This window comes from Dyella marensis (assembly GCF_900112865.1).
GTDB lineage: Bacteria > Pseudomonadota > Gammaproteobacteria > Xanthomonadales > Rhodanobacteraceae > Dyella_D > Dyella_D marensis_A.
In genome coordinates, this window is record NZ_FONH01000021.1 from 35,267 (window position 1) to 62,227 (window position 26,961).

Annotated in this window: 24 protein-coding genes; 12 read left to right on the forward strand and 12 right to left on the reverse strand. The window is 68.9% G+C overall.

Annotated features, from left to right (window positions below):
* Positions 1–505 precede the first annotated feature (505 nt).
* Positions 506–1,435, reverse strand: coding sequence for a LysR family transcriptional regulator (locus tag BM172_RS19085; protein ID WP_051548828.1), 930 nt, complete (start codon positions 1,433–1,435; stop codon positions 506–508).
* A gap of 96 nt (positions 1,436–1,531) precedes the next feature.
* On the opposite strand from BM172_RS19085, the gene BM172_RS19090 reads away from it, so the two are divergent.
* The 3 genes from BM172_RS19090 to BM172_RS19100 are packed head-to-tail and all read left to right on the forward strand — an operon-like array spanning position 1,532 to position 4,867.
* Positions 1,532–2,725 carry an MFS transporter gene (locus BM172_RS19090; protein ID WP_026635761.1) on the forward strand — a complete coding sequence of 398 codons (1,194 nt, stop codon included), beginning with the start codon at positions 1,532–1,534 and terminating at the stop codon, positions 2,723–2,725.
* A 22-nt stretch (positions 2,726–2,747) separates the two neighbouring features.
* Entirely contained in the window at positions 2,748–3,806 is a 1,059-nt protein-coding gene (locus BM172_RS19095) for an SDR family oxidoreductase (RefSeq protein ID WP_026635762.1), read from the forward strand.
* A gap of 47 nt (positions 3,807–3,853) precedes the next feature.
* Positions 3,854–4,867 (forward strand): zinc-binding alcohol dehydrogenase family protein, encoded by a 1,014-nt coding sequence (locus tag BM172_RS19100; RefSeq protein WP_026635763.1) that lies wholly within the window; start codon positions 3,854–3,856, stop codon positions 4,865–4,867.
* 190 nt (positions 4,868–5,057) lie between these two features.
* Here BM172_RS19100 and BM172_RS19105 read toward each other — a convergent pair whose 3' ends face one another.
* Together BM172_RS19105 and BM172_RS19110 are read right to left on the reverse strand one after the other, a co-directional pair.
* Positions 5,058–6,425 (reverse strand): FAD/NAD(P)-binding protein, encoded by a 1,368-nt coding sequence (locus tag BM172_RS19105; protein ID WP_026635764.1) that lies wholly within the window; start codon positions 6,423–6,425, stop codon positions 5,058–5,060.
* Between the two features lie 40 nt (positions 6,426–6,465).
* Positions 6,466–7,035 (reverse strand): cysteine dioxygenase, encoded by a 570-nt coding sequence (locus BM172_RS19110; RefSeq protein ID WP_231504213.1) that lies wholly within the window; start codon positions 7,033–7,035, stop codon positions 6,466–6,468.
* A gap of 200 nt (positions 7,036–7,235) precedes the next feature.
* On the opposite strand from BM172_RS19110, the gene BM172_RS19115 reads away from it, so the two are divergent.
* Positions 7,236–7,523, forward strand: a complete 288-nt coding sequence (locus BM172_RS19115) for a hypothetical protein (RefSeq protein WP_035323584.1) — start codon at positions 7,236–7,238, stop codon at positions 7,521–7,523.
* Positions 7,524–7,610: 87 nt separating this feature from the next.
* On the opposite strand, the gene BM172_RS22895 is transcribed toward BM172_RS19115, so the two are convergent.
* On the reverse strand, positions 7,611–8,282 hold the full coding sequence (locus BM172_RS22895) for an energy transducer TonB (protein ID WP_026635767.1): 672 nt from the start codon (positions 8,280–8,282) through the stop codon (positions 7,611–7,613).
* 190 nt (positions 8,283–8,472) lie between these two features.
* Positions 8,473–9,303: a universal stress protein gene (locus BM172_RS19125; RefSeq protein ID WP_026635768.1), complete on the reverse strand. Its 831-nt coding sequence runs from the start codon at positions 9,301–9,303 to the stop codon at positions 8,473–8,475.
* A gap of 287 nt (positions 9,304–9,590) precedes the next feature.
* Here BM172_RS19125 and BM172_RS19130 point away from each other — a divergent pair, with 287 nt between their 5' ends.
* The 3 genes from BM172_RS19130 to BM172_RS19140 all read left to right on the forward strand — a co-directional run bounded on the left by BM172_RS19130 (position 9,591) and on the right by BM172_RS19140 (position 11,165).
* Positions 9,591–10,025 (forward strand): hypothetical protein, encoded by a 435-nt coding sequence (locus BM172_RS19130; protein WP_026635769.1) that lies wholly within the window; start codon positions 9,591–9,593, stop codon positions 10,023–10,025.
* 115 nt (positions 10,026–10,140) lie between these two features.
* Positions 10,141–10,809 carry a PAQR family membrane homeostasis protein TrhA gene (gene trhA, locus BM172_RS19135; RefSeq protein ID WP_026635770.1) on the forward strand — a complete coding sequence of 223 codons (669 nt, stop codon included), beginning with the start codon at positions 10,141–10,143 and terminating at the stop codon, positions 10,807–10,809.
* Positions 10,806–11,165: a TfoX/Sxy family protein gene (locus BM172_RS19140; protein ID WP_026635771.1), complete on the forward strand. Its 360-nt coding sequence runs from the start codon at positions 10,806–10,808 to the stop codon at positions 11,163–11,165. Before trhA ends, BM172_RS19140 begins: the two co-directional genes overlap by 4 nt.
* Before the next feature lie 33 nt (positions 11,166–11,198).
* On the opposite strand, the gene BM172_RS19145 is transcribed toward BM172_RS19140, so the two are convergent.
* Together BM172_RS19145 and BM172_RS19150 are read right to left on the reverse strand one after the other, a co-directional pair.
* Positions 11,199–12,974, reverse strand: coding sequence for a DUF885 domain-containing protein (locus tag BM172_RS19145; RefSeq protein ID WP_026635772.1), 1,776 nt, complete (start codon positions 12,972–12,974; stop codon positions 11,199–11,201).
* A gap of 79 nt (positions 12,975–13,053) precedes the next feature.
* Positions 13,054–13,536, reverse strand: a complete 483-nt coding sequence (locus tag BM172_RS19150; protein ID WP_026635773.1) for a DUF456 domain-containing protein — start codon at positions 13,534–13,536, stop codon at positions 13,054–13,056.
* Positions 13,537–13,636: 100 nt separating this feature from the next.
* Between BM172_RS19150 and BM172_RS19155 the strand changes: the two genes are divergently transcribed.
* Positions 13,637–14,293, forward strand: coding sequence for an RIO1 family regulatory kinase/ATPase domain-containing protein (locus BM172_RS19155; protein WP_026635774.1), 657 nt, complete (start codon positions 13,637–13,639; stop codon positions 14,291–14,293).
* A gap of 16 nt (positions 14,294–14,309) precedes the next feature.
* Here BM172_RS19155 and BM172_RS19160 read toward each other — a convergent pair whose 3' ends face one another.
* Complete coding sequence (locus BM172_RS19160; RefSeq protein ID WP_026635775.1) at positions 14,310–15,086, reverse strand: ferredoxin--NADP reductase; 777 nt, start codon at positions 15,084–15,086, stop codon at positions 14,310–14,312.
* 507 nt (positions 15,087–15,593) lie between these two features.
* On the opposite strand from BM172_RS19160, the gene BM172_RS19165 reads away from it, so the two are divergent.
* Entirely contained in the window at positions 15,594–16,262 is a 669-nt protein-coding gene (locus BM172_RS19165) for a response regulator (protein ID WP_051548830.1), read from the forward strand.
* A gap of 153 nt (positions 16,263–16,415) precedes the next feature.
* A complete protein-coding gene (locus tag BM172_RS19170) occupies positions 16,416–20,315 on the forward strand; it encodes a transporter substrate-binding domain-containing protein (protein ID WP_026635777.1) in 3,900 nt (1,299 codons plus the stop codon).
* Between the two features lie 48 nt (positions 20,316–20,363).
* Here the strand turns inward: BM172_RS19170 and BM172_RS19175 are convergent, their stop codons facing one another.
* From BM172_RS19175 to BM172_RS19190, 4 genes are read right to left on the reverse strand one after another with little or no spacing between them, the layout of a single operon-like run.
* A complete protein-coding gene (locus BM172_RS19175) occupies positions 20,364–23,459 on the reverse strand; it encodes an error-prone DNA polymerase (protein WP_026635778.1) in 3,096 nt (1,031 codons plus the stop codon).
* Positions 23,456–24,868 carry a Y-family DNA polymerase gene (locus tag BM172_RS19180; protein ID WP_026635779.1) on the reverse strand — a complete coding sequence of 471 codons (1,413 nt, stop codon included), beginning with the start codon at positions 24,866–24,868 and terminating at the stop codon, positions 23,456–23,458. Before BM172_RS19180 ends, BM172_RS19175 begins: the two co-directional genes overlap by 4 nt.
* Positions 24,869–24,872: 4 nt before the next feature.
* Positions 24,873–25,505, reverse strand: coding sequence for a translesion DNA synthesis-associated protein ImuA (imuA, locus tag BM172_RS19185; RefSeq protein ID WP_026635780.1), 633 nt, complete (start codon positions 25,503–25,505; stop codon positions 24,873–24,875).
* 7 nt (positions 25,506–25,512) lie between these two features.
* The gene (locus BM172_RS19190) at positions 25,513–26,082 is read right to left on the reverse strand and encodes a LexA family protein (protein WP_081805211.1); all 570 of its coding nucleotides are present in this window, start codon (positions 26,080–26,082) and stop codon (positions 25,513–25,515) included.
* 168 nt (positions 26,083–26,250) lie between these two features.
* Between BM172_RS19190 and BM172_RS19195 the strand changes: the two genes are divergently transcribed.
* Positions 26,251–26,679, forward strand: a complete 429-nt coding sequence (locus BM172_RS19195; protein WP_051548833.1) for a hypothetical protein — start codon at positions 26,251–26,253, stop codon at positions 26,677–26,679.
* A complete protein-coding gene (locus BM172_RS19200; RefSeq protein ID WP_026635782.1) occupies positions 26,672–26,884 on the forward strand; it encodes a helix-turn-helix transcriptional regulator in 213 nt (70 codons plus the stop codon). The genes BM172_RS19195 and BM172_RS19200 overlap by 8 nt, the downstream gene beginning before the upstream one ends.
* Positions 26,885–26,961 lie beyond the last annotated feature (77 nt).

Consider the following 26,961-nt stretch of genomic DNA (forward strand, 5'->3'; position numbering starts at 1 on the left):
GCGACGTTGCGAAAGCCCCTCTCCCGCTGGGAGAGGGGTTGGGGTGAGGGTACGTGCGGAGCGCAAGAGTGATGTGCATTGCTCCGCCCGCACCCTCATCCGGCTGCCGCCACCTTCTCCCGGAGGGAGAAGGGTTCCATCTTGGAGGCTGAGGAATAACCGTCTGTGCGCAGCGCAACGTAAAGCCCCTCTCTCTCTGGGAGAGGGGTGGGGGTGAGGGTACGGGCGGAGCGGAACAGTGATGCGCACCGCTCCGCCCGTACCCTCATCCGGCCGCCGCCACCTTCCTCGCTCCTCAAAGCCGGGCACATCCCTGTGCCCTCCCCGCGTGCTCCCGGAGGGAGAAGGGTTCCATCTTGGAGGTTGAGGAATAACCGTCTGTGCGCAGCGCAACGTAGAGCCCCTCTCCCTCCGGCGACCCGAAGGTAGTCCCCGTGGGAGAGAGGGGTGGGGGTGAGGGTACGGGCGGAGCGCAAGGGTGATGTGCACCACTCCACCCATACCCTCATCCGGCAGCCGCCCGGATCAACTCCAGCACCCCCGCCTCCTGCGCCTGCATGCTGGCCTGCAGGTGATCGACGAACAGCCGGATGCGCGCGGGCAGATAGTCGCGGCTGGGATAGATCGCATAGATGTGCGCTTCCTGGATGGCGCAATCGGTCAGCACCGGCAGCAGCCGTCCGGCGCGCACGTCGGCGGCGATATCCCAGATCGACTTGAAGGCGAGCCCGTGGCCGGCGATGGCCAGCTCGCGCATCAGGTCGCCGCTGTCGGTGGTGAGCGAGGCGTCCAGGCGCAGCGGGCGCGGGCCTTCGGGCGTCTGCAGCATCCACGGCAGGATGCCGCGGCCGGGGCGGTGCAGCATCAGGCAGGCGTGGTTGGCGAGGTCGGCGGTGTCCGTGGGCCGGCCGTGCTGTTCCAGATAGGAAGGCGCCGCGCATATCACGCGATAGTTGAGCGCGACACGGCGCGAGACCAGCCGCGAATCGGCCATGGCGCCGCTGCGCACGGCCACGTCCACGCCGTGTTCGAACAGGTCCAGCATGCCGTCGGAGGCGCTGATGCGCATCTGCAGCGCCGGATGCTGCGCGGCGAACTGCGCCGCCAGCGGGCCGACGTACTGGCGGCCCAGGTCCAGCGCGGTGGAGACATGCAGGGCGCCGCGCACTTCCTGCTGGCCCAGCCGCACGGCGGCGTTGGCGTCGTCCAGGTCGGCCAGGATGCCCACGCAGCGCTCGTAGTAGCAGTTGCCCTCGCCGGTGAGGGCGAGCCGGCGCGAGCTGCGCTGGAGCAGCCGCACGCCCAGTGCCTGCTCCAGCCGGGACAGGCGCTTGCTGGCCACGGCGGGCGACAGGCTCAGCTCGCGGCCGGCGGCGGACAGGCTGCCGGAGCTGACCGCGCGCACGAACAGCCGCATGTCCTCGAGTTCGACCATCTTCAATATTCCGGAAAAGATGATTGCGCAGTTTCGGCAATTCCCGTCCGTTCCGGCAAGTAGCACAGTGCCGCCTCCCTTTCCCGAGGCCTGTGCATGACTTCCCCCGACCACTCCCGCGCCGCGCTGCTGGCCCTCGCGGTGGCCGCCTTCGCCATCGGCACCACCGAGTTCGTGATCATGGGCCTGCTGCCGGAGGTGGCGGCGGACCTCAAGGTGAGCATTCCCTCGGCCGGCCTGCTGGTCTCCGGCTACGCGCTGGGCGTGGCCGCCGGCGCGCCGCTGCTGGCGGCGCTGACTGCCCGGATGGAGCGCCGCAACGCCCTGCTGGCGCTGCTGGGCCTGTTCATCGCCGGCAATGCGCTGTGCGCGGTCGCGCCGAACTACGCGGTGCTGATGCTGGCGCGTGTGGTGGCGGCGTTCTGCCATGGCTCGTTCTTCGGCATCGGCGCGGTGGTGGCCGCGCATGTGGTGCCGCGCGGGCAGGGCGCCCGCGCCATCGCGCTGATGTTCGCCGGCCTGACCCTGGCCAATGTGCTGGGCGTGCCGTTCGGCACCTTCCTGGGCCAGTGGGCGGGCTGGCGTTCCACTTTCGGCGCGGTGACCGTGCTGGGCGCGGTCGCCGCGCTCGGCGTATGGCGCCTGGTGCCGCCGCTGCCGGAGCTGCACGCGCCGGACATGCGCCGCGAGATGGCCGTGCTGCGCCAGCCGCAGGTGCTGCTGGCGCTGGCGATGACCGTGCTCGGCTTCGGCGGCGTGTTCACCGTGTTCACCTATATCGCGCCGATCCTGCAGACGCAGTCGCATGTCAGCGTCGGCGCCACCGGCTGGGTGCTGGTGCTGTTCGGCGCCGGCACCACGCTGGGCAACCTGCTTGGCGGGCGCCTGGCCGACTGGCGGCTGATGCCGTCGCTGGTGGCGATCCTTGTCGCGCTGACGCTGATCCTGGTCGGCTTCACCTGGACCATGCATGGCACCGTCGCCGCCATCGCCACCGTATTCGTATGGGGCGTGGCCGCGTTCGCCACCGTGCCGCCGCTGCAGATGCGCGTGGTGCAGCAGGCGGTGGAGGGGCCGCACCTGGCGTCGACCTTGAACATCGCCGCATTCAATCTGGGCAATGCGATCGGCGCGTTTATCGGCGGCGCGGTGATCGATCGCGGGCCGGGCCTGCCGGCGCTGGGTCTGGCCGGTGCGGCGGTGACCGCGCTGGGCCTGCTGGTCACGGTGTGGAGCATGGCGCTGGAACGACGCCGCGCCACGTCGGCCGTCTGCACGGCCAATGCCTGATCTGTCTTTCGAAGGAACTCCCATGCACACGAAGCTCAAGACCGCGCTGGTGGTCGGCGCGCAGGGCGTGATCGGCCGCAACCTGATCGATCACCTGCGCACGCTGGACGATTGGGGGGTGATCGGACTTTCGCGCCGCGGCGGCGTGGACGACGAACGCGTGCGCCACATCGCCGTCGACCTGCTCGACGCCGAAGACGCGCGCGCCAAGCTTGCGCCGCTCGGCGATGTCACCCACGTGTTCTACGCCGCCTACCAGGACCGCCCGAGCTGGGCCGAACTGGTGCCGCCGAACCTGGCGATGCTGCGCCACGTGCTCGATGCGCTCGAACCGGTCGCGCAGGACTTGCAGCACGTGAGCCTGATGCAGGGCTACAAGGTCTACGGCGGCCATCTCGGCCCGTTCAAGACGCCGGCGCGCGAGACCGACGCGCATTTCATGCCGCCGGAATTCATGCACGACCAGCAGCGCCTGCTCGAAGCTCGCCAGCACGGCAAGGCATGGAGCTGGACGGCGATCCGCCCCTCGGTGGTCGGCGGCTTCGCGCTGGGCAATCCGATGAACCTGGCGCTGGCGATCGCGGTGTATGCGTCGATGTCGAAGGAGCTTGGCGTGCCGCTGCGCTTCCCCGGCAAGCCCGGCGCCTGTGACCGCCTGCTGGAAATGACCGACGCGGGCCTGCTCGCCCGCGCCACCGTGTGGGCCGCCACCGACGCGCGCTGCGCCAACCAGGCGTTCAACATCAACAATGGCGACCTGTTCCGCTGGAGCGAGATGTGGCCGTTCATCGCCGGCTATTTCGAACTGGAAACCGCGCCGCCGCTGCCGCTGTCGCTGGACAGCGTGATGGCCGACAAGGAGCCGCTGTGGCGCGCCATGCAGGCGCGGCATGCACTGGAGCCGCACCCGTATGCGGACGTATCGTCCTGGCGCTTCGCCGACTTCGTGTTCTCCTGGGACTACGACATGTTCGGCGACGGTTCCAAGGCGCGGCGTTTCGGCTTCCACGAGTACGTGGACACGCGCGAGATGTTCACGTCACTGTTTGACGATTTCCGCCGGCGCAGGATCATCCCCTGAGTCGGCCCTGCTCTTTCCGCCCTGTCTTTCCGTTATCTGGAGTCGCCATGAAAGCTGTCGCCTATCGCCGCTCGCTGCCCATCACCGATGGCGAAAGCCTGCTCGACGTGAGCCTGCCGGAACCCGTGCCCGGCGGCCGCGACCTGCTGGTGCGCGTGGAAGCGGTGTCGGTCAATCCGGTCGATACCAAGATCCGCCGCCGCGTCGATCCGCAGGGCGCGGACAAGGTGCTGGGTTGGGATGCGGCCGGCACGGTAGTGGCGGTGGGCGGCGAAGTCACGCTGTTCAAGCCCGGCGATCACGTCTACTACGCCGGCGCGCTGGACCGTCCCGGCAGCAATGCCGAACTGCAGCTGGTCGACGAGCGCATCGCCGGCCGCAAGCCGGCCACGCTGGACATGTTCCAGGCCGCGGCGATGCCGCTCACCACCATCACCGCGTGGGAGCTGCTGTTCGATCGCTTCGCCATCCCGCGCGGCAATGCGGCGCGCACCGGCGCGGTGCTGATCGTCGGTGCGGCCGGCGGCGTCGGCTCGATGGCGGTGCAGCTGGCGCGGCGGCTGACCAATCTCCAGGTGATCGGCACGGCGTCGCGGCCGCAGACGCAGGCGTGGGTGCGCGAGCTGGGTGCGCATCATGTGGTCGACCATCGCGGCGACCTGAAGGCACAGGTGCTGGCGGTGGCGCCGCAGGGCGTGGACTATGTGCTCAGCCTTACGCATACCGAACAGCACTATCCGGTGCTGGTCGAGCTGCTCAAGCCGCAGGGCAAGTTCGGCCTGATCGACGATCCGGACGGCGCGCTCGACATCGGCCTGCTCAAGCGCCGCAGCTTGTCGCTGCATTGGGAGTTCATGTTCACCCGGCCGCTGTTCCAGACCGAGGACATGAAGGCGCAGCACCAGTTGCTCAACGAAGTGGCGGACCTGGTCGATGCGGGGGTGTTGCGCACGACCTTGCGCGAGCACTTCGGGTCGATCGATGCGGCGAACTTGCGCCGGGCGCATGAGCATGTGGAGAGCGGCGGCGCGATCGGCAAGGTGGTGCTGGGCGGGTGGTGATCGTCATCCCGGCGCAGGCCGGGATCCAGTGGCGATACCGTGTGATTGTTGCGTGTCGCTTCATCGGCGCTCTTTAGCGAGGGAAACCAGGGCGATATAGCGCGACAGTCAAACGACGTCGCCACTGGATTCCGGCCTGCGCCGGAATGACGGCCATTCTGGCCGCCGTTCCGCTTACGCTGCGTTCCCGTCAGCCCGCCAGCAACCGATCCGCCATCTGCCGCGCCTGCTGCCGGATCTCCGGCATCGCGGTCGATTCCCAGAACGTGCCGCGCAGCAGGCTGCCCATCGCGTAGAGGTGCGGCCAGGTGCTGCCGTCGTGCTGCAGGCGGCCTTCCGGCGTGGCGTTGCAGCCCAGGCCCAGCGGGTCGGGTGTGATGTGGCCGTTGGTGGCGAGCTGGCGCACCAGGCTGTGGCCGGTGCGGCGCACGTCGGTGTTGAGGCCGATGGTCTGGATCACCAGGTCGGTGTCCAGCGCCTGCGGCGTGCTGCTGCCGGTCGGCGTGATGCTCAGGTGCAGGTGATCGCCTTCCACGTCGGCCGCATGCAGGCGCGCGCGTTCGCGATGGAAGCGGCCGGCGCGTTCCAGCTCCTGCATCTGCTTCATCACCTGCGGCGCCATGCGATGGCGCGCGCGTTCCCATGCCCAGCGCGCGTGGCGCAGGAAGCGGGAGCGTTCCTCGCGCGGCAGCGCCTGCCACAGTGCGGGTGTGTGCGGCCGCATGCTGTCGATCACCACGCGCCAGTCCTCGCTGTGCGCGATGGCGTCGCGCAGCAGGCGCAGCCAGCTGCGCAGGTCGGGCGCGGCCTGCATGGCTTCGATCAGGTCGGCGCTGTCGTCGCTCGGCGCGGTGGCCGAGGCCAGGTGCGCTTCCGGCAGCAGGCCGTGGCGCGAGATCGCGGTGAAGCTGGCATTGGGCCACAGCGAGGCCAGCTCCAGCACCACGTCGACCGCGGTCAGGCCCAGGCCGACCAGCACGACCTTGCGCGGCGTCGGATCGGGTTTCGCCTTGGCCAGGAACGACCATGGATCGACCACGTAGCGCCCGCTGGCGATCGCCGACTCGCTCACGCCGCTCAGCGGCTGCGGCGGCAACGCGCCGAGTGCGAGCACGGCAGCGTCGACGCGCGTGGTTTCCTCGCCATGCAGGATGGTGACGCCGTCGTTCTCCGGCACCAGTCCGTCGACCTTGAACGGAACCACATGCACGTCGTGGCCGAGCGACCTGGCGCGTTCGAGTGCGCGTTCGACTTCCGCTTCGAGGTAATCGCCGTAGAGGCGGCGCGGCAGGAAGTCGGTGCCGGCGATGCTGCGGTCGCCGCGCTGCGCGAAATCGAGGAAGCCGCGCGGCTGGCTGGCGAACATGCTCATCGACGCCGCGCGCACGTTCAGCAGGTGCCGTTCCGAGCGCGTGCCATAGGCCACGCCGCGGCCGGGCGCACCGCCGCCGGTGAACCAGTCCAGATGCAACGGCTGCGCCGGCTGGCGATCCAGCAGCTCGCTCAGCAGCGTCGCCGCCGCCGCGCCGCCGCCGATGATGGCGACCCGTCGATACATGCCACTCCTTTGTGAAATCCGGCCCGAAGAAGGGGAGCGCTCAGGCGCTCAGCCGGCCGGTGATCGCGGCACGTTGCGGCCGGGCGAGCCACTGGTCGCCCTCGGCGCTGCGCTCATACGCGAGGTACTTTGCCAGATCGCCGCCGTAGACGTGAAGCGTAAGCGCCGTGTCGTGCCGCGACAGATTGCGGCAGCGGTGCGCATAGCCGGCGTCGGCGTCGAACCAGGTGGCGTCGCCGGGGCCCAGCCAGTCCTGGCCCCTGAGGCTCAGTTCGCCGCTGGCCGCGTCGCGCGACCAGGCCTGGACTTCCAGCGCGCCGTGCAGGGCCAGTTCCAGTCCCCACAGGCCACCGTGATCGTGCACGGGCGTGGCATGGTTGGCCGGCCACGCCATCACCAGCAGGCTGATGCCGGGCTTGCGGCCGCGCGCGGCGAGCAGCCAGCGTTCGAAGCCGCGCTCACGCGTGCGCAGTTCGTGCAGTGCTTCGTTGAGTGCGGCGCCGTCGCGATGGACCACGCGGCCCAGTTCGCGCGCCATGGCGGCGAGGTCGGGATGCTCGCCGACGCCGAGGTCGAACGCGATGTCACGCAGCGCCTTGAGGGTGTGCATGGAATGCTTCATCCGATGGAGCTCGGTTGGAACCGGGCGGCAGTGGACCATGGGCACCGTTAAGGACCTGTAACCCCTGCGCCGTCGCGCGACGCGCTGTGACTTATGTCCCGTATGACTTCTGCGCCATGCGCGGCAAGGACTTGCGGGTGCATGCTGCAAGCGTGGCCGGATGGATGAAGGCCACCAGGAGGAACCACATGTTCGTGCTAAGCGTGATCGTGATGGCGGTGCTTGGTCTTTGGCTGCTCGGTTCGCTGATCGGCCTGGTCTTCAAGTTCACCTTCGCCATCGTGGGTGGCGTATTCAGCGTGCTGGGCGCCTTGCTCGGGTTCTTGATTGCCGGCGTGGTCCTGGTGGCCATCGCACCGATCGTCCTGCTCTCGCTGCTGCCGGCCTTGCTGCCGGCGCTGATGATCGCCGGATTGATCTGGCTGGTGGTCCGCGCGGCGCGTCCCGCGCCTGCGGTGACCAAGCCGGTGCACTGAGTTGCCGTGAGGGGCCGGCCGGTCCGCTGGTGCGAACGGCACGGTCGGCCGGCCCCGTTTGACGGTTCTATCCGGTGCCGCGGGATCTCACAGTTCGCGCAGTTCGAAGCTCACCGGCACGCGCGCCCACGCCGGCACCGCATGTCCTTGCGAGGTCGCCGGCTGGAAGCGCCAGTTGGCCAGCACCTGGTCGCGCGCGCTCTTGTCGAGCAAGTCGGAGCCGCTGGTCTTCTCGATCACCACCTGGGTGGGCTTGCCTTCCGTATCGACCAGCACGCGCAGCATCACGGTGCCGTGCAATTTGCGGCGGATCGCCATCGCCGGGAAGGTAAGCGGCGCGGCGCGATAGGCGAGTGTCGCTTCGATCGGCGCCGGGTCCGCCACGGGCATTGCCTGGACCGCGGGTTCGATCGCCGGTGTCGGGATAGCAGGTGGGGCGGCGATGCTCCCCTGGTCGGTGGGAACCGCGGCTGGCGGAGTAGCCCTCGGCAACGTGTGGGGAACGGATGGAGGCGCCTTGGGCACTGCCTGCATTTCGATCGGCGGTGGCTCCGGCGGTTTCGGCAGCGGGGTGATCCAATTGATCACCACCTGCTTGGTCTGCTGGAGCGTTTCGGCGACCTGCGGCGCCATAGGCCGCATGACGAGCATTAACGCGGCGATATTGAGCGCGATCGCCGCACTGAGCGCGGCAATGCGGACCTTGTCGGGATGGGCGTGCGACGGACGATGAGCGACAGCCAGGCTTGCGGACGGCATGAGCGACCTCCTGACGGGACGATGTGGTTTGGACGCGGCCGGGACACGCTGCGTGGGGACGCAGAGGGATCGTGCCTGAACGCGCGTTCAGACTATGCCGGTCAGAAGCGCCTGCGCAAGTAGGTGTATGGACGTCCGGACGGGAGTACGCTCCCGACGTTCCCTCCCGCCGTCGCCTTCCCCGAATTTTTCAGTGCGCCACCAGCATGGGCAGGTCGCCATGCATGAAGAGGTGGCGGGTGGTGCCGCCCAGCACCATCTGGGCCAGGCGCGAACGGCTCCAGGCGCCCATCACCAGCAGGTCCGCGCGGAAAGCGTGGGCCGCGTCGAGGATCAGCGTGCCGGCGGCGTGAGTGGGGCCGGCGTCCAGGGTCTGGATGCGCGCGCGGATGCCGTGGCGTTCCAGCCAGTCGGCCAGTCCGGGCGGCGGCAGCACGGCGATGGAATCGGCATACATCTCGCTGCCGTCGAGCAGCAGCACTTCGTCGGCCTTCTGCAGCAGCGGCGCGGCCGCGGCCAGGGCCAGGGCGGATTCGCGGCTGCCGTTCCAACCCACCAGCGCGCGTGCGCCGAGGGTATCGCCGACCTGGGCGATGTCCGGCACCACCAGCACCGGCCGGTCGCTGCCGAATACGCAGCGCGACACGGTGCCGAAGCCGACCGGCGCATCGCTGCGCTGCTGGCTGCGCTCCATCACCAGGTAGTCGTAGCCGGCGGCGGCCTGGCAGACCGTCTGCACGGTATCGCCCTGGGCCACGCGCCACTGGCCGGTAAGCCCGCGCGAGGCGAGCAGGCGCTGCCACTCCGCGCCATGTTCCTCGGCCTCCACGCAGCGGCGGCGGGTTTCCTCCAGCTGGACCGGCACGGCCTCCGGCAGGCTGAAGGCGGCGGCCGGCAGGTCGGCCACGTAGAGCCCGTCCAGCCTTGCTCCCAATCTCGCCGCCAGGGCCGCCGCGGCGCGCGGGCCGGGACTGTGCAGATCGGTTTCCTGGAGGTACAGCAGCAGATCGGTGCTAGGCATGGAGCCACTCCTTCGCCAGTCTCGCCCCAGCTTACCCCGCGGGTGTCGATACGGTTTGACGCCGGACAAAAAAAGGCCCCGCACAGAGGGGCGGGGCTCAATGAGCCGGGCATCGGGGGAGAGAGGGGGAGATGCCCGGACGACGGAGATTGCGCCCGGGCGGCTTTGCACGGCGTTCAATAGGCGTGAATATGCCATTCACGGCCGTTCATGCGAGAGGCCACACAATCGCGTGTCCCGGACTGGCTCCGGGTGGGGCAGAAGAAGAAAGGTTCGAGGAGAACGTCATGGGGAAGACCTGGCTTGGCTGCGCCGTACTGGCGGCCGCGATCTTCGGCGCGCTGCCGGCGCCCGCAAAGGCGGCCGACGTGTCCTGCCGGATGGACTTCCAGGTCTCCGGCTGGTCGGTGTTCTACCAGACGGCCTCCGGCAGCGGCACCGTCCATTGCGACAACGGGCAGAGCATGGCCGTGCGCATCCGCGTCAAGGGCGGCGGCCTCACCTTCGGCAAGACCAGGATCACCCACGGCGTGGGCAAGTTCACCGGGGTCGGCGGCATCGGCGAGATCAAGGGGCATTACGCCAACGCCCAGGTCCATGCCGGCGCGGAGAAGTCCGCCGCGGCGCAGGTGCTGACCAAGGGCAATGTCTCGCTGGCGCTCAGCGGCACCGGCGAAGGCTGGAACATCGGCATCGCCTTCGGCGCCTTCATCATCGAATAGCGCTTCGGCGCATGCAGTACGCACTTACCGTGCGCGGGAGTATGCAAGGGCTTCCGGCGCGGGTAAGGTGCGTGGGAGTGCCAGCCGGCGCATCTCCGCTCCCGAGGAACACCCCATGTCGGTCTCGCCCAGCGCCGCCGTCCCGCGCTATGCCTTCGGCGACGAAGTCGCCAGCAGCGTGCTCCACGGCATCGGCATCCTGCTCAGCATCGCCGGCCTGGCGACCCTGGTCGCGTATGCGGCGATGCTCGGCGACGCGCGCGCCGTGGTGGCCAGCGCGGTGTTCGGCACCAGCCTGATCCTGTGCTACACGGCTTCCACGCTGTACCACGCGATCCCCGGCGAATTGCCCAAGCGCGTGCTGCGCACGCTGGATCACATCGCGATCTTCCTGCTCATCGCCGGCACCTATACGCCGTTCACCCTGATCGCCCTGCCGGGCGCGTGGGGCTGGAGCCTGTTCGGCGCGATCTGGGCGCTGGCGATCGCCGGCAGCGCGCTGGAGCTGGGCCTGCTCAAGCATTCGCGCAAGCTCGCCGTGCTGCTGTACGTGGCGATGGGCTGGGTCGGCATGATCGCGTTCAAGCCCTTGAGCGCGCACCTGGAAACCGGCGGCATGGTGCTGCTGATCGCCGGCGGCGTGGCGTATACCGCGGGCGTGCCGTTCTATCTGGCGCGGCGCATGCCGTATCACCACACGGTGTGGCATTTCTTCGTGCTCGCCGGCAGCGTGCTGCATTACCTGGCCGTGCTGCTCTACGTCATTCCCGCGCCCGTGGCGTGAACGCCGCGACGGACGCCGCCCGCCGGGATCTCGAAGATGCCGCCACGCATCTGGGCCTGGCGCACGAGCTGCGTTTCCAGCCGATGTTCGGCGGCCTGATGGCGTATCTCTCGGAGCGACCCTGCGCATGGATCGGCGCCGCGGGCCTGGCGCTGAAGCTCGGGCCGGACGACTACACGAAGCTGCTCGGCACCGCGGGCGTCAAGCCCTTCGTTCCCTACGCGGGCTCCAAGCCCAGCCGCCAGTATCTGGTGCTTCCCTCCGCACTCACGCACGACACGCCCGCGTTCGCCCAGTGGCTGGAACGCAGCCTGCACGCGCCGCAAAAAAAGCCGGCGCGCAAGCGCCGGCCTTGAGGTGAAGCGCGCCGCCCTCGCGGGCGGCATGCATCAATGCTTCTTGTCGTACTGCGGAATGAACTGCGTGCGCACCGCTTCGGCCAGCTGTTCCGGCGGCAGCAGGCCCTGGCCGATCACGAAATCGTTGAAGGCCTTGCGGTCGAAGCGCGAGCCCAGCGCCAGCTCGGTCTCCAGGCGCAGCTGCTGCAGGCGCATGTAGCCATAGAAATACGCGGTGGCCTGGCCGGGGCTGTTGAAGGTGTAGCGGTCCAGTTCCTGCCGCGCCATCGCCTCGGACAGACCCACCTCGTGGGTGAGGATGTCGTGCGCGCGTTCGCGCGTGATCAGGCCCAGGTTGAGCATCGGATCCAGGTATGCACGCGCCGCGCGCAGCATGCGCGCCTGCAGCGCGCCGAACTGGCCGGCCGGCGGCTCGTACGGCAGCGTCTCGGCTTCCGCATACAGCGCCCAGCCTTCGACGTTGACGCTGTTGAAGGCGAACAGGCTGCGCGCCAGCGAGACGCCGCGCTCGACCATCGCCGCGAACTGCAGTTCGTGGCCGGGACGTCCCTCATGCGCGGTCAGCGTCCACGCGGCGGCCTTGTAGGTGAAGTCGTCATAGGCGTCGGAACTGCCCGCCTTGGCGGAAGGGTTGCCCATGGTCAGCACGAAGGTGCCCTGTTCGCCCTTGTTGCCGATGAAGGGCGGCGGATCCATGTGCGGCGCCGGCACGGCCGCGGCCTCGGCGTCCGACGCCATGCGGATGGCCATCTTGCGCTCGGGCAGGGTGACGATGCGCTCGCGCCGGATGATCTCCTCGATCTTGCCGATCACCTCGTGATACCAGGGCATCACCTGGTCCCGGGTCAGCTGCTGTTTTTTCAGCGCCTTCATCACGTCGCGGTAGTCGGTGGCCTGGATGTTCTCGGCCTTGGCCACCACCGGCGCCATCATCTGCATGGCCTGGCGCAGTTCGACGAATTCGAGCTCCGCCTGCTTGATCAGCTGCTGCGGCGGGATGTCGATGCCGACCTGCTTGAGGTTATAGGCGTACACCGGCTCCGGCAGGCGGAAGTCGGCGCGCGTGCGCGGCATGACGGTGCTGCGCACCCAGGCGTCGTAGTCCTTCAGCTGGCTGTCCAGTGCGTCCAGCGCCGCCTTGCCCTCGGGCGTGTCCAGCTTGTACTTGGCGAACAGCTGGCGGATGCCGTCGGCGTAGCGCTGGGTATTGGCCAGCTTCTGCTCGATCTCGCCCTTGTACGGACCCAGCAGCGACTTGTTGCTCAACCGTTCGGTGGTGCGCGCCTTGGCCAGCGCGGCGATCGATTCGCAGCCCGGCGCCTTGCCCACGTAGCACTGCAGGCGGTGGAGCGCGAGCGCGCGGCGCTTGGGATCGACGTCGTCCTTCAGCAGCACGAACTCGCCGTTGAAGATCAGCTGCGCCACGTCCTGCACCGGCAGCATGTACTGGCGATTGAGGTCGATGCCTTCGATCTGCTCGTCGACGGTCTTGAGCATGATCTGCAGGTCCTGCCGCACGTTGGCGTCCTTCTCGGCGACCAGCAGCTTCTGCAGCTTGCCCTTGACCTCCAGCAGCGCGGCGCGCGAGCGCTCGTCGATGCCGGGCTTGAGGTCGGCGACCTTGTCGTCGTAGCCGGCCAGGCCGACTTCCGAGGCGAACTCGGGCGAGAAGCGCGCCATCGTGTCGAGCAGCACCTTGGCGTCGGTGTTGCTGCGTTCGATCCATTCGGGCGACTTGCTCTGGGCGTGGGCGGAGCCGGCCGCCGCCAGCGCGGCGGTGATCACGAAGGCGAGACGTTTGGACATGGATGGGTTTCCTGGATGGGTCGCGCCAGCCTAGATGGCCGGCAGGTTGTATGCCTGTGCCGAACGGCGCAGCGAAGGTTCAGCCGAACAGCATGGCGAAGCCGAACATGCCGATCATCAGCAGCGAGATCACCAGCTTGACCAGGGTGCCGAACAGCAGGCCAAGCCAGGTGCCGACGCCGACATGGGCCGAACGCAGCACGCTGTTGCCGGAGGCCAGCTCGCCCGCGAGCGCACCGACGAATGGCCCCAGGATCAGCCCGGGGATACTGAAGAACATGCCGATCACGGTGCCCAGCGAGGCACCCCACAGCGCGGCCTTGCTCGCGCCGACCCGCTTGGCGCCCAGCACCCCGGCCATGAAATCGACCAGCACGCCGAACGCGCCCAGTGCGCCGATCGCCAGCAGCCAGCCGGTGCCCAGATGCCGGTACTGGTCCACCGCCGCGGCCAGCCAGATGCCGCCGAAGATCATCGGGATGCCCGGCAGCGCGGGCAGGATGTTGCCGGCGAGGCCGCCGATCATCAGCAGGGCGGCGAGCACGTAGAGGGCGATGTCCATGAACGTGAGCTCCCGGCGCGTGTCGGTGGCGAATCGGCCACAATAGGCCGTTGCGGCATGGCGGGCGAGTGTACCTAAGCCGCCGCCTGCGGGAAGCCACGTGAACAGCACCGACGACACCCTTCTGCTCAAGGCCGACGAACTGGGCCGCATCGAAATCACGCGCCGCGATGGCGTGGCGGTGATCCGCCGCGACGTCGGCGCGGCCCGCTGGTGGGCGCGCGCCTTCGCGCGCCGCGCCGCGGCGCGGGAGGCACGCGCGCTGGCCAGGCTGGCGGGGCTCGACGGCGTGCCGGCGCTGCTGCGCTGGGACGGCAGGGAACTGCTGCGCGGCTATATCGCCGGCGCGCCGATGCAGCAGGCGCAGCCGCGCGATCGCGCCTATTACCGCCAGGCCCTGCGCCTGCTCGCGGCGCTGCATCGCCGCGGCATCGTGCACAACGACCTGGCCAAGGAGCCGAACTGGCTGGTGCGCGAGGACGGTCGTCCCGCGCTGGTGGATTTCCAGATCGCCTGGACCCGCGGCCGGCGCGGCGCATTGTTCCGCCTGCTGGCGCGCGAGGACCTGCGCCATCTGCTCAAGCACAAGCGCACCTACTGTGCGGACGCATTGAGCGCGCGCCAGCGCGCCATCCTCGCCACGCCGGCGCCGCATGCGCGGCTGTGGCGCGCCACCTTCAAGCGGCTGTACAAGCTGGTGGCGCGGAGAATCTTCGGCTACTGGGACAACGAAGGGCAGGGGCGCATCCGCCAGTGACGATGCGCCCGCCCGGTCACTTCTCGACGAAGGCCCGCTCGACCACGTAGTCGCCCGGCTCGCGCGTGCGCGGCGAGGCCTGGAAGCCGCGGCCGTCGAGCAGGGCGCAGGCGTCTTCGAGCATGGACGGGCTGCCGCACAGCATGATGCGGTCGGTCTCGGGGTTGAGCGGCGGCAGGCCGATGGTCTGGCTCATCAGGCCGTCGGCGATGGCGTCGGTGATGCGCCCGCGGTTGCGGAACGGCTCGCGCGTGACGCTGGGGTAATAGATGAGCTTCTCGCGCACCAGCCCGCCCAGGTATTCGTGCGCCGGCAGTTCGCGTTCGAGATAGTCCGAATAGGCCAGGTCGTTGACGTGGCGCACGCCGTGGGCCAGCACGATCTTGTCGAAGCGTTCGTAGGTGTCCGGATCGCGGATGACGCTTAAGAAAGGCGCCAGGCCGGTGCCGGTGCCCAGCAGATACAGATGCCGGCCCGGCTTGAGATCGTTGAGCACCAGCGTGCCGGTGGGCTTGCGGCTCACCGTCACCGGGTCGCCGGGCTTGAGGTGCTGCAGGCGCGAGGTCAGCGGCCCGTTCGGCACCTTGATGCTGAAGAACTCCAGGTGTTCTTCCCAATGCGCGCTGGCGATCGAATAGGCGCGCATCAGCGGACGGCCTTCCGTTTCCAGGCCGATCATCACGAACTGTCCGCTGTCGAAGCGGAAGCCGGGATCGCGCGTGGTGCGGAAGCTGAAGAGGGTGTCGTTCCAGTGGTGCACGTCGATCACGTGCTCGGTTGCCAATGCGACCATACGGGTACCAATCACTTAAGAAGATTCGTAACAAGACTGCCCGGCCGGCGCGGCGGGCGCCGCCGATGCGGGGACTCGTTGGGGTGGCGTGGGCGGCCTGACGAGTACTGCCGAGCGGCAGTCGATGGCGCTCATTATGCCATCTGGCGGGAACAGGCGCCGAACCGGGGGCGAAACGCAGGGAATTCCGCGACGGGGCTGGTGGACAGCAACCGCTCGGACCAAGGCGCGGCGAAGCCTGGAAAAATCTAAATCCTTGGCCGGATCGGAGAAATCCGAGGCCGTTTGGCTACATTTTCGGACAAATGGGCCCCAGGCGCAGATGCCCTTGCTTCGCTCGTTAGGGTTGAATGAAGGCTTCGCACAGCCGACCGCGACGGTTCGCGAACAGCACAGCCAAGGCCGCGCTTCTCCCGCCCCGGCGGCGACATGGACGAGCGCCGCGGCAACCCCGGCCGGAACACCTCGCGAGCGGCGCAAGGATCGGCGACAGACGAGGACAGCGTGATGATTCGAGTCATCGTGGCGGACGACCACCCGGTGGTACTGGTCGGAGTCAGGACGGTGCTGGAACGGCAAGGCGACATCAAGGTAGTGGGCGAGGCCAGCAACGGCCGCGAGCTGATCGAACTGCTCAAGCGCCAGCCCTGCGACGTGATCATCACTGACTTCTCCATGCCGGACGAAGCGCCCGACGGCCGCACCATCATCGCCCAGCGCCACAGCGACGGCCTGCCGCTGATGACCCTGCTCGGCACCCGCTACGCGGACATCCCGGTGATCGTGCTGACCATGCTCAACAACGTCGGCGTGCTGCGCGCGATCCGCGAGACCGGCATGAAGGGCCTGGCCTACAAGAAGTCGTTCATCACCGACCTGCCGCAGGCGGTGCGCGCGGTGAAGCGGGGCGACCTGTACGTGAGCCCCGGCCTGCGCGAACGCTTCGAGCGCCGCGGCCGGGTGCCTGCCGTGGTCGGCACCGAGGACCTTTCGCCCTGCGAGATGGAAGTGCTGCGCCTGTACGGCCTGGGCAAGCTCACCGTGACGCAGATCGCCGAGCGCCTGCACCGCAGCGTCAAGACGGTGAGCACGCAGAAACGCAACGGCATGAAGAAGCTGGGCATCCAGCATGACAGCGGCATCGGCGAGTTCATGGAAAAGCTCGGCTTCCGCTGATCTTGGAACTTTCCCGATCCACTTTTCAGACCATGCTGATTTTCTCGCTGCGAATGGCCTGACTACTGTGAAGGCTTCCGTGCGAGCCGCGTCCTGGCGCCTGTCCATCGAGGCGACGGCGCCGCGCCGGCCATTTTCATAGGAAGTGCTTGCATGGTTTGGCTGCGCCTGTGCCTGTTCGCGATGCTGCTGTGCGCAGCGGGCCGCGCCGCGGCCGACGGCGTGGTGCTGACGCCGGAAGAAGAGCGCTGGCTGAGCGAGCATCCGGTCGTGGTGGTGGGCGCCTACCAGGAAGGCTTCGCCCCGTTCGAAAGCGTGGTGCACGAGCGCGTGCAGGGCATGGCGCCGGACTACCTGGCCAAACTGGCGGATTCGCTGGGCATCCGCATCACCTACCGGGTCTTTCCGGATTGGCCGGCGCTGCTCAACGCGGCGCGGGCCGGTTCGATCGACCTGCTGATGGATATTTCCCCGACCGCCGAGCGCTCGGCCTATCTCCACTTCAGCCAACCGTACTTCGAGGACTTTCCCACCCTGGTCACGCGCATCGACGGCGGGCGCGTGCAGGACATGGCGGGCCTGCGCGATGCGACCCTGGTGAGCCTGGCCGGCGACGCCACCGCGGAGACTGCGCGCAAGTACATCCCCGGGGTGAAGCTGATCCACGCGCGCAGCACCCGCGAGGCGCTGCGCATGGTCGCGGACGGCCGCGCCGAGGCGTATATCGAGAACCCCTATGCGCAACGCGCGGCGATCGACGCCGCCGGCCTGCAGAACCGGCTCGGCATCGGCCCGCCGGTCGCGCTGCCGATCTCCGCGCTGTGCCTGGCGGCGCCGCTCGACCGCCTGCCGCTGATCGGCGCGCTGGACAAGGCGCTGGCCCTGCTCACCAACGAGGACCACGCGCGCCTGCGCGCGCCGTGGCTCAACGGCGACCTGCGCCATGCGCGCAGCGACGACTCCGCGGTGCCGCTCAGCGAGGACGAGCGCGCCTGGCTGCGCCAGCTGCCGCCGCTGCGCATCACGGTGGACCCGACCTCGCCGCCGTACACGCTGCTGGATCGCCACGGCCAGCCCGCGGGCATCTCCAGCGACTACCTGCGCGAAGTGGCCAAGGCGCTGGACCTGCGCCTGACCTTCGTGCCGGTGCGGAACTGGAGCGAGGTCGTGCGCGGCATCGCCGAAGACCGCATCGACCTGACGCCCGCGGTGTCGCCGGTCAGCCCAGAGCATGCGCAGCTGATGGATTTCTCGGTGGCCTACCTGGACTACCCGGTGATGATCGTCACCCGCACCGAGGCGAACGCCATCACCGGGCCTTACGACATGAACGGCTGGACGGTCGCCGCCAACCTGTCCCGGCAGGACATCAAGGCGATCACCGCGCGGATGCGCGGAGTGAACGTGGTCGGCGTGGCCAGTACCGAGGAAGGCCTGGGCAAGGTCGCCGACGGCTCGGTCAACGCCTTCGTCGGCGACATCGCCAATGCCGACTTCGTCATCCGCGAGCGCTTTCCCGGGCGGCTGAAGATCAATGCGCCGACCGAGGACCACGTGGTGCTCGCGATGGGCGTGGCCAAGCGCTATGCGCCGCTGGTGCCGCTGATCAACCGCGTGCTGGTGAACATGCCCGACCGCAAGCAGCAGGCCATCCGCAATACCTGGCTGGCGGCGCACTACACCTACGGCGGCACCTGGAAGGAAATCGCGCGCAAGACGCTCCCGGTGATCGCGATCGTGCTGCTGTTCCTGCTGACCGTGTCCTACGCCTATGTGCGGCTGCGCCGCGAGACCAGCCGGCGGCGGCGCACCGAGGAGCAGCTCACCGACGTCACCCGCCACCTGCCGGCGGTGGTCTACAAGTTCCGCTACACGCGAGAGGAAGGCGTGCGCTTTCTGTTCGTCGGCGGCAACCCGGAGCCGATGTTCGGCATGGGTGCGCAGGCTTTCATCCATGGCGAGCGCGGCGCGCTGGCCGCGATCGTGGCAGAGGACCGCGGCGCGCTGCTGGCCGAGGTGGCGCGTGCCGCCGGCAGCATGCTGCCGTTCCAGGCGGTGGTACGGGTCAAGGCCGCCGGCGGCGTGCGCTGGGTCTCCACCAGCGCGACGCCCAGCCTGGTCGACGGCGCGGTGCATTTCAGCGGCTGCTGGGTCGACATGACCGAGCAGCACCAGCAGGCCGAGCAGCTGGCCAAGGCGAAGGAGCTGGCGGAGAGCGCCACCCAGGCCAAGACCGAATTCCTCGCCACCATGAGCCATGAGATCCGCACGCCGATGAACGGCGTGATCGGCATGCTCGAACTGCTCGGCCACACGCCGCTGAGCGAAGACCAGCGGCGCATGCTCGGCACGGTGGAGACCTCGGCGGTGGCGCTGCTGCAGATCCTCGACGACGTGCTGGATTTCTCCAAGATGGAAGCCGGCCGCCTCACCATCGAATACGTGCCGGTGGACGTGCGCGACCTGGTCGACAGCACGGTGAGCGTGCTGTCCGCGCAGGCCCATCGCAAGGGGCTGGCGCTGGCGGTGGAGATCGACGAGCGGCTGGCGGCGGAGGTCAGCGCGGAGAACGTGCGGCTGCGCCAGATCATGCTCAACCTGCTGAGCAATGCGATCAAGTTCACCGTGCTTGGCGCGGTGCGCGTCTGCGTGCGCGTGCTGGAGGACGGCGGTGCCAGCCAGAAGGTGCGCTTCAGTGTGATCGACACCGGCATCGGCATGTCGCCGGACCAGGTATACCGGCTGTTCCAGCCGTTTACCCAGGCCGAGTCGTCCACCACGCGCCGCTACGGCGGCACCGGGTTGGGCCTGTACATCTGCCGGCGCCTGGTCGAGCTGATGGGCGGCACCATCGCGGTGGAAAGCGAGGTCAACATGGGCACGGGCATGCATGTGGAACTGAACATGCCGATCCACCGGCGCGAGCTTTCGCATCACGCGCTGCGCGGGCGCACGGTGCGCATCGAGGTGGCCGACGCGGCGGTGGCGCAGGCGCTGCAGCGTTATGTGCTGGCGCTGGGGATGGCGGTCGAAGAGAACGGCAGCGGCGAAGGCCCGGAGCTGCGCTTCGTCGACGAACAATTCGGCGCCAGCCGCCCCGCGCAGGCCACCGGTTGCATCGCCGTCACCGCCATTCCCGACCCGCACGGTTATTCCAGCAGCACCGCGGGCATCACCATCACCAGCAATCCGCTGAAATGGTCCACCTTTGCCATCGCCTGCCAGCACGCGCTGGGGCTGGCGGTCGGTGAGACCGAACGGGAGGTCTTGCCCGATCTGGCCACCGGTACCGAAGGCCGCGTGCTGGTGGCGGAGGACAATCCGATCAACCAGGCGCTGATCGCCGCGCAACTGGACAAGCTCGGCTACGCCTGCGACGTGGTCGCCAACGGCAAGGAGGCGCTCGAGGCGCTGGAGCGGCGCGACTACGGCCTGCTCATTACCGATTGCCACATGCCGCTGATGGACGGCTACGAACTGGCCCGCGCGGTGCGCCGCCGCGAGAACCACAGCGGCCGCCACCAGCGCGTGCTGGCGATGACCGCCAACGCCATGCCCGGCGAACTGGAACGCTGCACCAGCGCCGGCATGGACGATTTCCTGCCCAAGCCGGTGCGCATTCCCGAACTGCGCGCGAAGCTGGAACGCCTGTTCGGAACCGCCGCCGGCGCAGCCGACGACGCGGCGGATACGCCAGCGCTCGCCTTCGACGTCAATCTATCCACGCTGCGCGAGACCTTCGGCGAAGACCGCATCATCCACACCCTGATCACCGGCTTCGTACGAACCACCCGCGCGGACCTGCTCACGCTGGACACCCTGATGGAAGAACGCCGCCCGCTGGACATGGCGCATTGGGTACATCGCCTGCTGGGCGGCCTGCAGCTGTTCGGCAGCAATCCGCTGACGGAGGAGGGGCAGGCGCTGGAGCAGGCGTTGAGGTCGGAGGGGCGGTATGAGGTGCTGGCGGATACGTTGGCGTTTCGGCGGAGGGTGGAGGTTTATCTGGAGCGGTTGGAGGCGGTGGCAGGCATGCTGGATAAATCGGCGTAGGTTGGGGTGAGCCGCAGGCTCACCCCAACCTACGTCTTCCGTAGCCTCTCAATGGAAATCGCGCGAGCGCACATCCAACTCGCCCAGCAGCGGACTCAAATCCAGCAACCGCCGCGCGATCAGATGGCAGACGCCATCCACCGTCTCCCAGCGTCCCTCCACCCCGAGCAGTCGCGCTTCCAGATAAGGCCGATGCTGCCGCTCGGCCACCTGCCGCCACACCACCACATTGATCGGCCCATGTTCGTCCTCGAGCGTGATGAAGGTGACGCCGCTGGCCGTCTGCGGCTGCTGCCGCTGCACCACCAGCCCGGCCATCCGCACCGGCGCCTGGTGCGGCAGCCCGCCGATCTGCTTCGAATCCAGAAAGCGCTGCGCCCGCAGCCGTGCGCGCAGCAGGCGCACCGGATGCGGACCAAGGCTGAGTCCCGTGTGCGCGTAATCGGCCAGCAGGTTCTCCGCGGAGGTCGGCGGCGGCAGCGCCACCGCCGCCTCCGTGGGACTGCTGCGCCCGAACAGCGGCAGCTGCGCCTCGACGCCGCTGACCGCCCACTTCGCGCGATGGCGATGGCCGGCCAGGCCGCGCAGCGCGCCGGCATCGGCGAGCAGGTCCTGGTGGCGGCGATCCAGGCTGGCGCGGGTGCATAGATCGACGATGTCGGCGAAAGGCGCTTGCGCGCGTGCCTGCTCGATGCGCCGGGCCATCGTTTCCGAGCAGCCACGCACCTGGCGCAGGCCCAGGCGCAAGGCGAAGCCGCCCTTGCTGCGCGTGTCGCGTTCGAGCGTGCAGTCCCAGTCGCTGTAGCGCACGTCCACCGGGAGCACGGCGACCTCGTGCCGCCTCGCGTCCTGCACGATCTGGCTGGCGCTGTAGAAGCCCATCGGCTGCGCATTGAGCAGGGCGCAGGCGAAGGCCGCGGGGTGATGGCATTTCAGCCAGGCGCTGGCATAGGCCAGCTTGGCGAAGCCGGCGGCGTGGCTTTCGGGGAAGCCGTAGCTGCCGAAGCCCTTGATCTGCTCGAAGATCTGCGCGGCGAAGGCTTCGCTGTAGCCGCGCTCCTTCATGCCGCTGAACAACTGATCGCGATGTTTTTCCATGCCGCCGTGGCGTTTCCACGCGGCCATGGCGCGGCGCAGTTCGTCCGCCTGGGGGCCGGTATAGCCGGCGGCGACCATGGCGATGCGCATCACCTGTTCCTGGAACAGGGGGACGCCCAGGGTGCGTTCGAGCACTTCCTTCAGCGCGTCCGAAGGATAGGTGACCTCTTCCTCCCCGCGTCGCCGGCGCAGATACGGATGCACCATGTCGCCCTGGATCGGGCCGGGGCGGACGATGGCAACCTGGATCACCAGGTCGTAGTAATTCTCCGGCCGCAGCCGCGGCAGCATCGACATCTGCGCGCGGCTTTCGATCTGGAACACGCCGATGGTGTCGGCCTGCTGCACCATCGCGTAGGTCGGTTCGTCGCCGATGGGAATCGATGCCAGGGTGTGCGACACCCCCTCATGCTGCTTCATCAGATCGAAGCACTTGCGCACGCAGGTCAGCATGCCCAGCGCCAGGCAATCGACCTTGAGCAGGTTCATCCGGTCCAGGTCGTCCTTGTCCCACTGGATGATCGTGCGCTCCGGCATCGCCGCGTTCTCCACCGGCACCAGCTGCGACAACGGCGCGTCGGAGATGACGAAGCCGCCGACGTGCTGCGAGAGGTGCCGCGGAAAACCGCGCAGTTCCTCGGTCAGCAGGATCACCCGTTCCAGCAGCGGGCTTGCCGGATCAAGGCCGGCCTGCCGCAGATGCTCGTTCAGGTCGCCGCCGTTGCGCCACGCGAACACATCGCTCAGCGCCGCCACCTGGTCGGTCGACAGGCCCAGCGCCTTGCCCACGTCGCGCGCGGCGCTGCGGCCGCGGTAGCTGATCACCGTGGCCGCCAGCGCGGTGCGCTCGCGGCCGTACTTGCGATAGATGTACTGGATCACTTCCTCGCGCCGCTCGTGCTCGAAATCGATGTCGATATCGGGCGGCTCGGGGCGGTTGTACTTGTGGTCCTTGCGGCTGGCCGACATGAAGCGCTCGGTCAGCAGTTGTGCTTCGTCCGGGCTGACGCTGGTGACGCCCAGCGCGTAGCACACCACCGAGTTGGCGGCCGAGCCGCGGCCCTGGCAGAGGATGTCGATGCCGCGGGCGTAGCGGACGATGTCTTCCACGGTGAGGAAGTAATGCTCGTACTCCAGCTCGCGGATCAGCGCGAGTTCGGTCTCGATCTGCTTGCGGTTCTTCGCGCTGACTCCATCCGGCCAGCGCCGCTCGATGCCTTCCTCGGTGAGCTTGCGCAACCACGACGCGGCCGTGTGGCCTGCCGGCACCAGTTCGGCCGGATAGCGGTAGTGCAGCTGGTCCAGATTGAAGCTGCAGCGCGCCGCGACGCGCGCCGTTTCTTCGAGCAAGGACGCCGGATAGATCTCCGCCAGCGCTTCGCGCGTGCGCAGATGCCGCTCGCCGTTCTTGAACAGCACGGCGCCGGCCTGCGCCACGGTAAGGCCGTGGCGGATCGCGGTCAGCGTGTCCTGCAGCGCGCGGCGGCCACGTACATGCATGTGCACGTCGCCCGCCGCGACGGCGGGAATGCCAAGTTCGCTCGCCAGCATGTCGAGCTGGCGCAGGCGCGCCGCATCGTCCGGGCCGCGGTGCAGTTCCACCGCCAGCCACAGGTGGCCGGCAAAGCGTTCGGCCAGCCAGCGGCCGTCGTCCGCATTCGGTGCGGTCTCGGGCAGCCACAAGGCCAGCGTGCCGGGCAGGCCGTCGGCGAGGTCGGCGCGGGTCAGGTGGTAAGTGCCCTTGGCGGAGGCGCGGCGGCCGCGCGTGATCAGGCCGCACAACGAGGTATAACCTTCGCGGTTCTCGCACAGCAGGACGAAGCGCAGGCCATCGTCCAGTTTGAATTCCGCACCGACGATCAGCTCAAGCCCGGTCTCCAGCGACGCCTCGTACGCACGCACGATGCCGGCCAGCGAGCATTCGTCAGTAATCGCCAGCGCGCGATAACCGCAAGCCTTGGCCCGCTCGAACAGCTCGGCCGCGCTGGACGCCCCGCGCTGGAACGAGAAGTTCGACAGGCAATGCAGCTCCGCGTAGTCGGTCATGCGAACCACCCGTGCAGCATCCACGGCCCGCGCTCGCCGATCGCGCAGAACACCCAGGCGCGCTGGCCTTGCGCGGTCTCCACCACGTAGTAGTCGCGGCGCAGGCCGCCGCCGTCCCACCAGCCGGTCTCCAGCCGCTCGGGGCCGGCCAGGATGCGTGGCGGCGGACCGCGCAGCGGAATCGGTGCGTCCAGCAGCCAGGTCGGGCGCGGCAGCGGCGTGGGCGTGCCGATGAATGACGCTTGCATGTCGCTGGTCTGCGCGCGTTCCGGCCGCGGATCGGTGCTGGCGCGCAGGCGGCTCACCGCCTGGTCGCCGAGCCGGGCGCGCAGGCGTTCGCGCAATTGCTCCGGCGGCAGCGCGTGCACCGGCCGTGTATCGAACAGGTCGCGCCCTGCCGGCACGAACGGCGGCAGCTCGTGCGCCACCAGCCGCATCGCCACCACCGGTTGCGGCAGCGCGATGCGCTCCAGGCGGCCGCGCGCGTGCTCGAACAGCATGGCCGGTTCGCGCTCCGGCGCGAGCAGGCCGATCGACACATCGGTGGAACGGCCGTCGCGGTGGATCAGCCGCAGCATGAAGCGCTGCACGCCGCCGTCGCGGCCGGCCAGGTAAGCGCCAAGATCGCCGGTGAGGCGGCGCAGCGGAAACACCAGCGCCTCGACATGCTCGATCTCGTGCGTCCATTCCATGCCCAGTTCGAGCCGGTCCGGCGGGCGATAGAAGGACAGCACTTCCTGCCCGGTGCCGGTGAGGTAATCCAGATGCGCGGTGAGTTCATCGCCGAAGCGCCGGCGCAGGCCGTCGCGCGGCGCGCGCAGCAGCTGGCCCAGCGTGCGCAGGCCCATGCCGGCGAGACTGTCGGCGGCCTGGCCGGGCAGGCGCGCCTTGCCCACGGGCACGGACAGCAGCGCGCTGTGCAGTGCATCCGGCGTGGTCACCGCCAGGCCATCGTGCAAGCCGGCCAGCACGTGGGCGCCGCGCGCGGTGGGCGCGAGCGCGATGTGGTGACGGAAGCCGAGTTCGCCCAGGTCGTTGCGCAACTGGCGTTCGAATGTCGGCCAGGGTCCGAACAGGCCGAGGCTCTTGCTGACTTCCAGCACGATCGCGCGCGGCCACAACGCCACCTCGGCGCTGTAGCGATACGCCCAGGCGGCAAGCAGGCGATGCCAGCGCTCGGTCGCGGCGGGGTCGTATTCCACCGCCTCGAAATGTGCGAGCAATGCCTGCGCCGCTGCCAGGCGTTGCCCCGGCCGCAAGCCAGCCGCGCGCGCGGCGGCATTGGCGGCGTAGACACTGCGCGCCTGCGCGTGGCCGGTGACCAGCACCAGCGGCTCGTCCGACGGCGGGCGCCGGCGCAGCACGCCGTCCAGCGCGAGGTGCGGCAGCAGGATGCAGGCCCAGAGCATGGCGTCAGCGCGCGCGGTCGGCGGGGAAGGGAATCGCCAGCGCCGGCGGCTGCCCGCCGCGACACTTGCGGATGCGCAGCTGCCGCGCGGGCGCGGTTTCCACTTCCAGCCGCAGCGCCGCGGGCGAGGCCTGCGCGGCATGGCGGCGGTCGCGAAACAGGAAGCCCAGCGCGCGGCCGTGATCGGCGGCCACCTGCAGGCGGCGCAGCGCGCGGTCGTCGGCCTGCTGCGGCCAGGCCAGCACGGCGGCGCAGCTGCCGGAGCGCAGGCATTGCTCGGCGGCCCACAGCGCGTCGCGCGGCGTGCCGGCGTGCACGATGTCCACGCGCGCCATCGCCACGCCGCGGTTTTCCCAGCCGGCGACGCAAGGCAGGTAAGGCGGGGCGATGACCGCGATGACGCCGTCGGCCTGGGTCAGTCGCGCCAGAGTGGGCAATACCAGTTGCAGCTCGCCCACGCCGTCGGCAGGCAGCAGGATTTCGCTCAGCGCGTGCTCCGGCCAGCCGCCGGCCGGCAGCGCGGCATCCAGCTCCGCCCAGCCGGTGGGCTGGCTGCCCGGCTCCGGCGCGGGCGCGGCGCGGCCGTGCCAGACCTGGCGGCCGGCGAACAGCGCATCGAGGGCGACGACCTGGCCCATCGCCGCCTCAACGCAGCTGGCGCAGGCAGCGGGTGACCACGCCCCACAGTTCCAGCGTCTCGCCTTCCTTGAACACGATCGGCTTGAAGTGAGGGTTTTCCGGCAGCAGCGCGGTCTTGCCCTCGATCTGGCCCAGCCGCTTGATCGACAGCTCGCCGTTGACGATGGCCACCACGATGTCGCCCTGGCGGTGCTTGAGCGCGCGATCGACCAGCACCTCGTCGCCGTCGAAGATGCCCGCGCCGATCATCGACCAGCCGGACACGCGCACGATGAAGGTGCTCGGCTCGTGCCCCGCGATGATCAGATGCCGGTTGAGATCGACCACGTCGGCCACGTCGTCGTCGGCCGGACTGGGCAGGCCCGCCGGCACGCGACTGCTGAAGGCGGTGAGCGCCACCGTCGAGGGCAATAGCGACAGCGGCCGCGGCGTGCCCAGCGTGCTGCCCTGCCGGTAGGCCTCCAGGTAGGCCAGCACCGTCGGCACCTGGCTTTCCGGTACGCGCAGGCGCTGGGTCGGTTCACTGGAGGGGCGGCCGGCGCCGGGGCGGAAGCCGCCGTGGGAGGGAGGAGACATGGCTGCGGCAGCTTGAATAGCGGGACGGGAATCAAGATAGCACCGGCTGCATCTCAGCGCTTGAGATATCCCTGGCTATACCGCGGGAAATTTCATGAAGTAAAAAATATTTGACATGAAGTAACGTTTGACGGACATTGCACCCACGCTCAAACGAGGGTCGCGCACATGCTTCCGAGAGAACGCTTTGCCTGGATCTGGACCATCGCGCTGGTACTCATCGGCGCCGCCTATTTCATCGCGGTGGCCGTGCAGCAGCAGGCGCACGCCGAGCTCGGCTTCCTGACCCGGATCGCCACCCTGGCGGTCGCCCTGGGTTCGCTGGCCGTGGTCGCCGGCGGCGAGCGGCTGTTCGCCCTGCTCAGCGGCCGCCATCGCTACGAAGCACCGGACGAGCGCGAGCGCTTCATGGATGCGCGTGCGTCCACTTATGCCTACTACGTGCTGATGGCGGGCATGCTGATCGTCGGTTTCGTCATGCCGTTCGGCCGCGGCGGCTGGGACATCGTGCACGGCGCCTTCCTGGCGGTGATCGCCGCCGAGGTGGTGCACCACGGCTCGCTCGCCCTGGCCTATCGCCGAGGCTGGCGTGTCTGAGAAGCGCCTGACCAACAACATCCGCACGCTGCGCTTCCTGGCGGGCGAGATGACCCAAGCGGACCTGGGCCAGCGCGTGGGCCTGACCCGCCAGACCATCGCGGCGGTGGAGGCAGGCAAGTATTCGCCGACGCTGGAGACGGCATTTCGCATTGCCGAGGTGTTCGGCAAGCCGTTGGACGAGGTGTTCCGCTGGGAGAGCTGAGCGGGGGCGAATAGCGTTCTCGCCGGGAATAGGCTCAATAAATAGCTATCTGTAGCTGTCCGTTCATTCCGGATCAG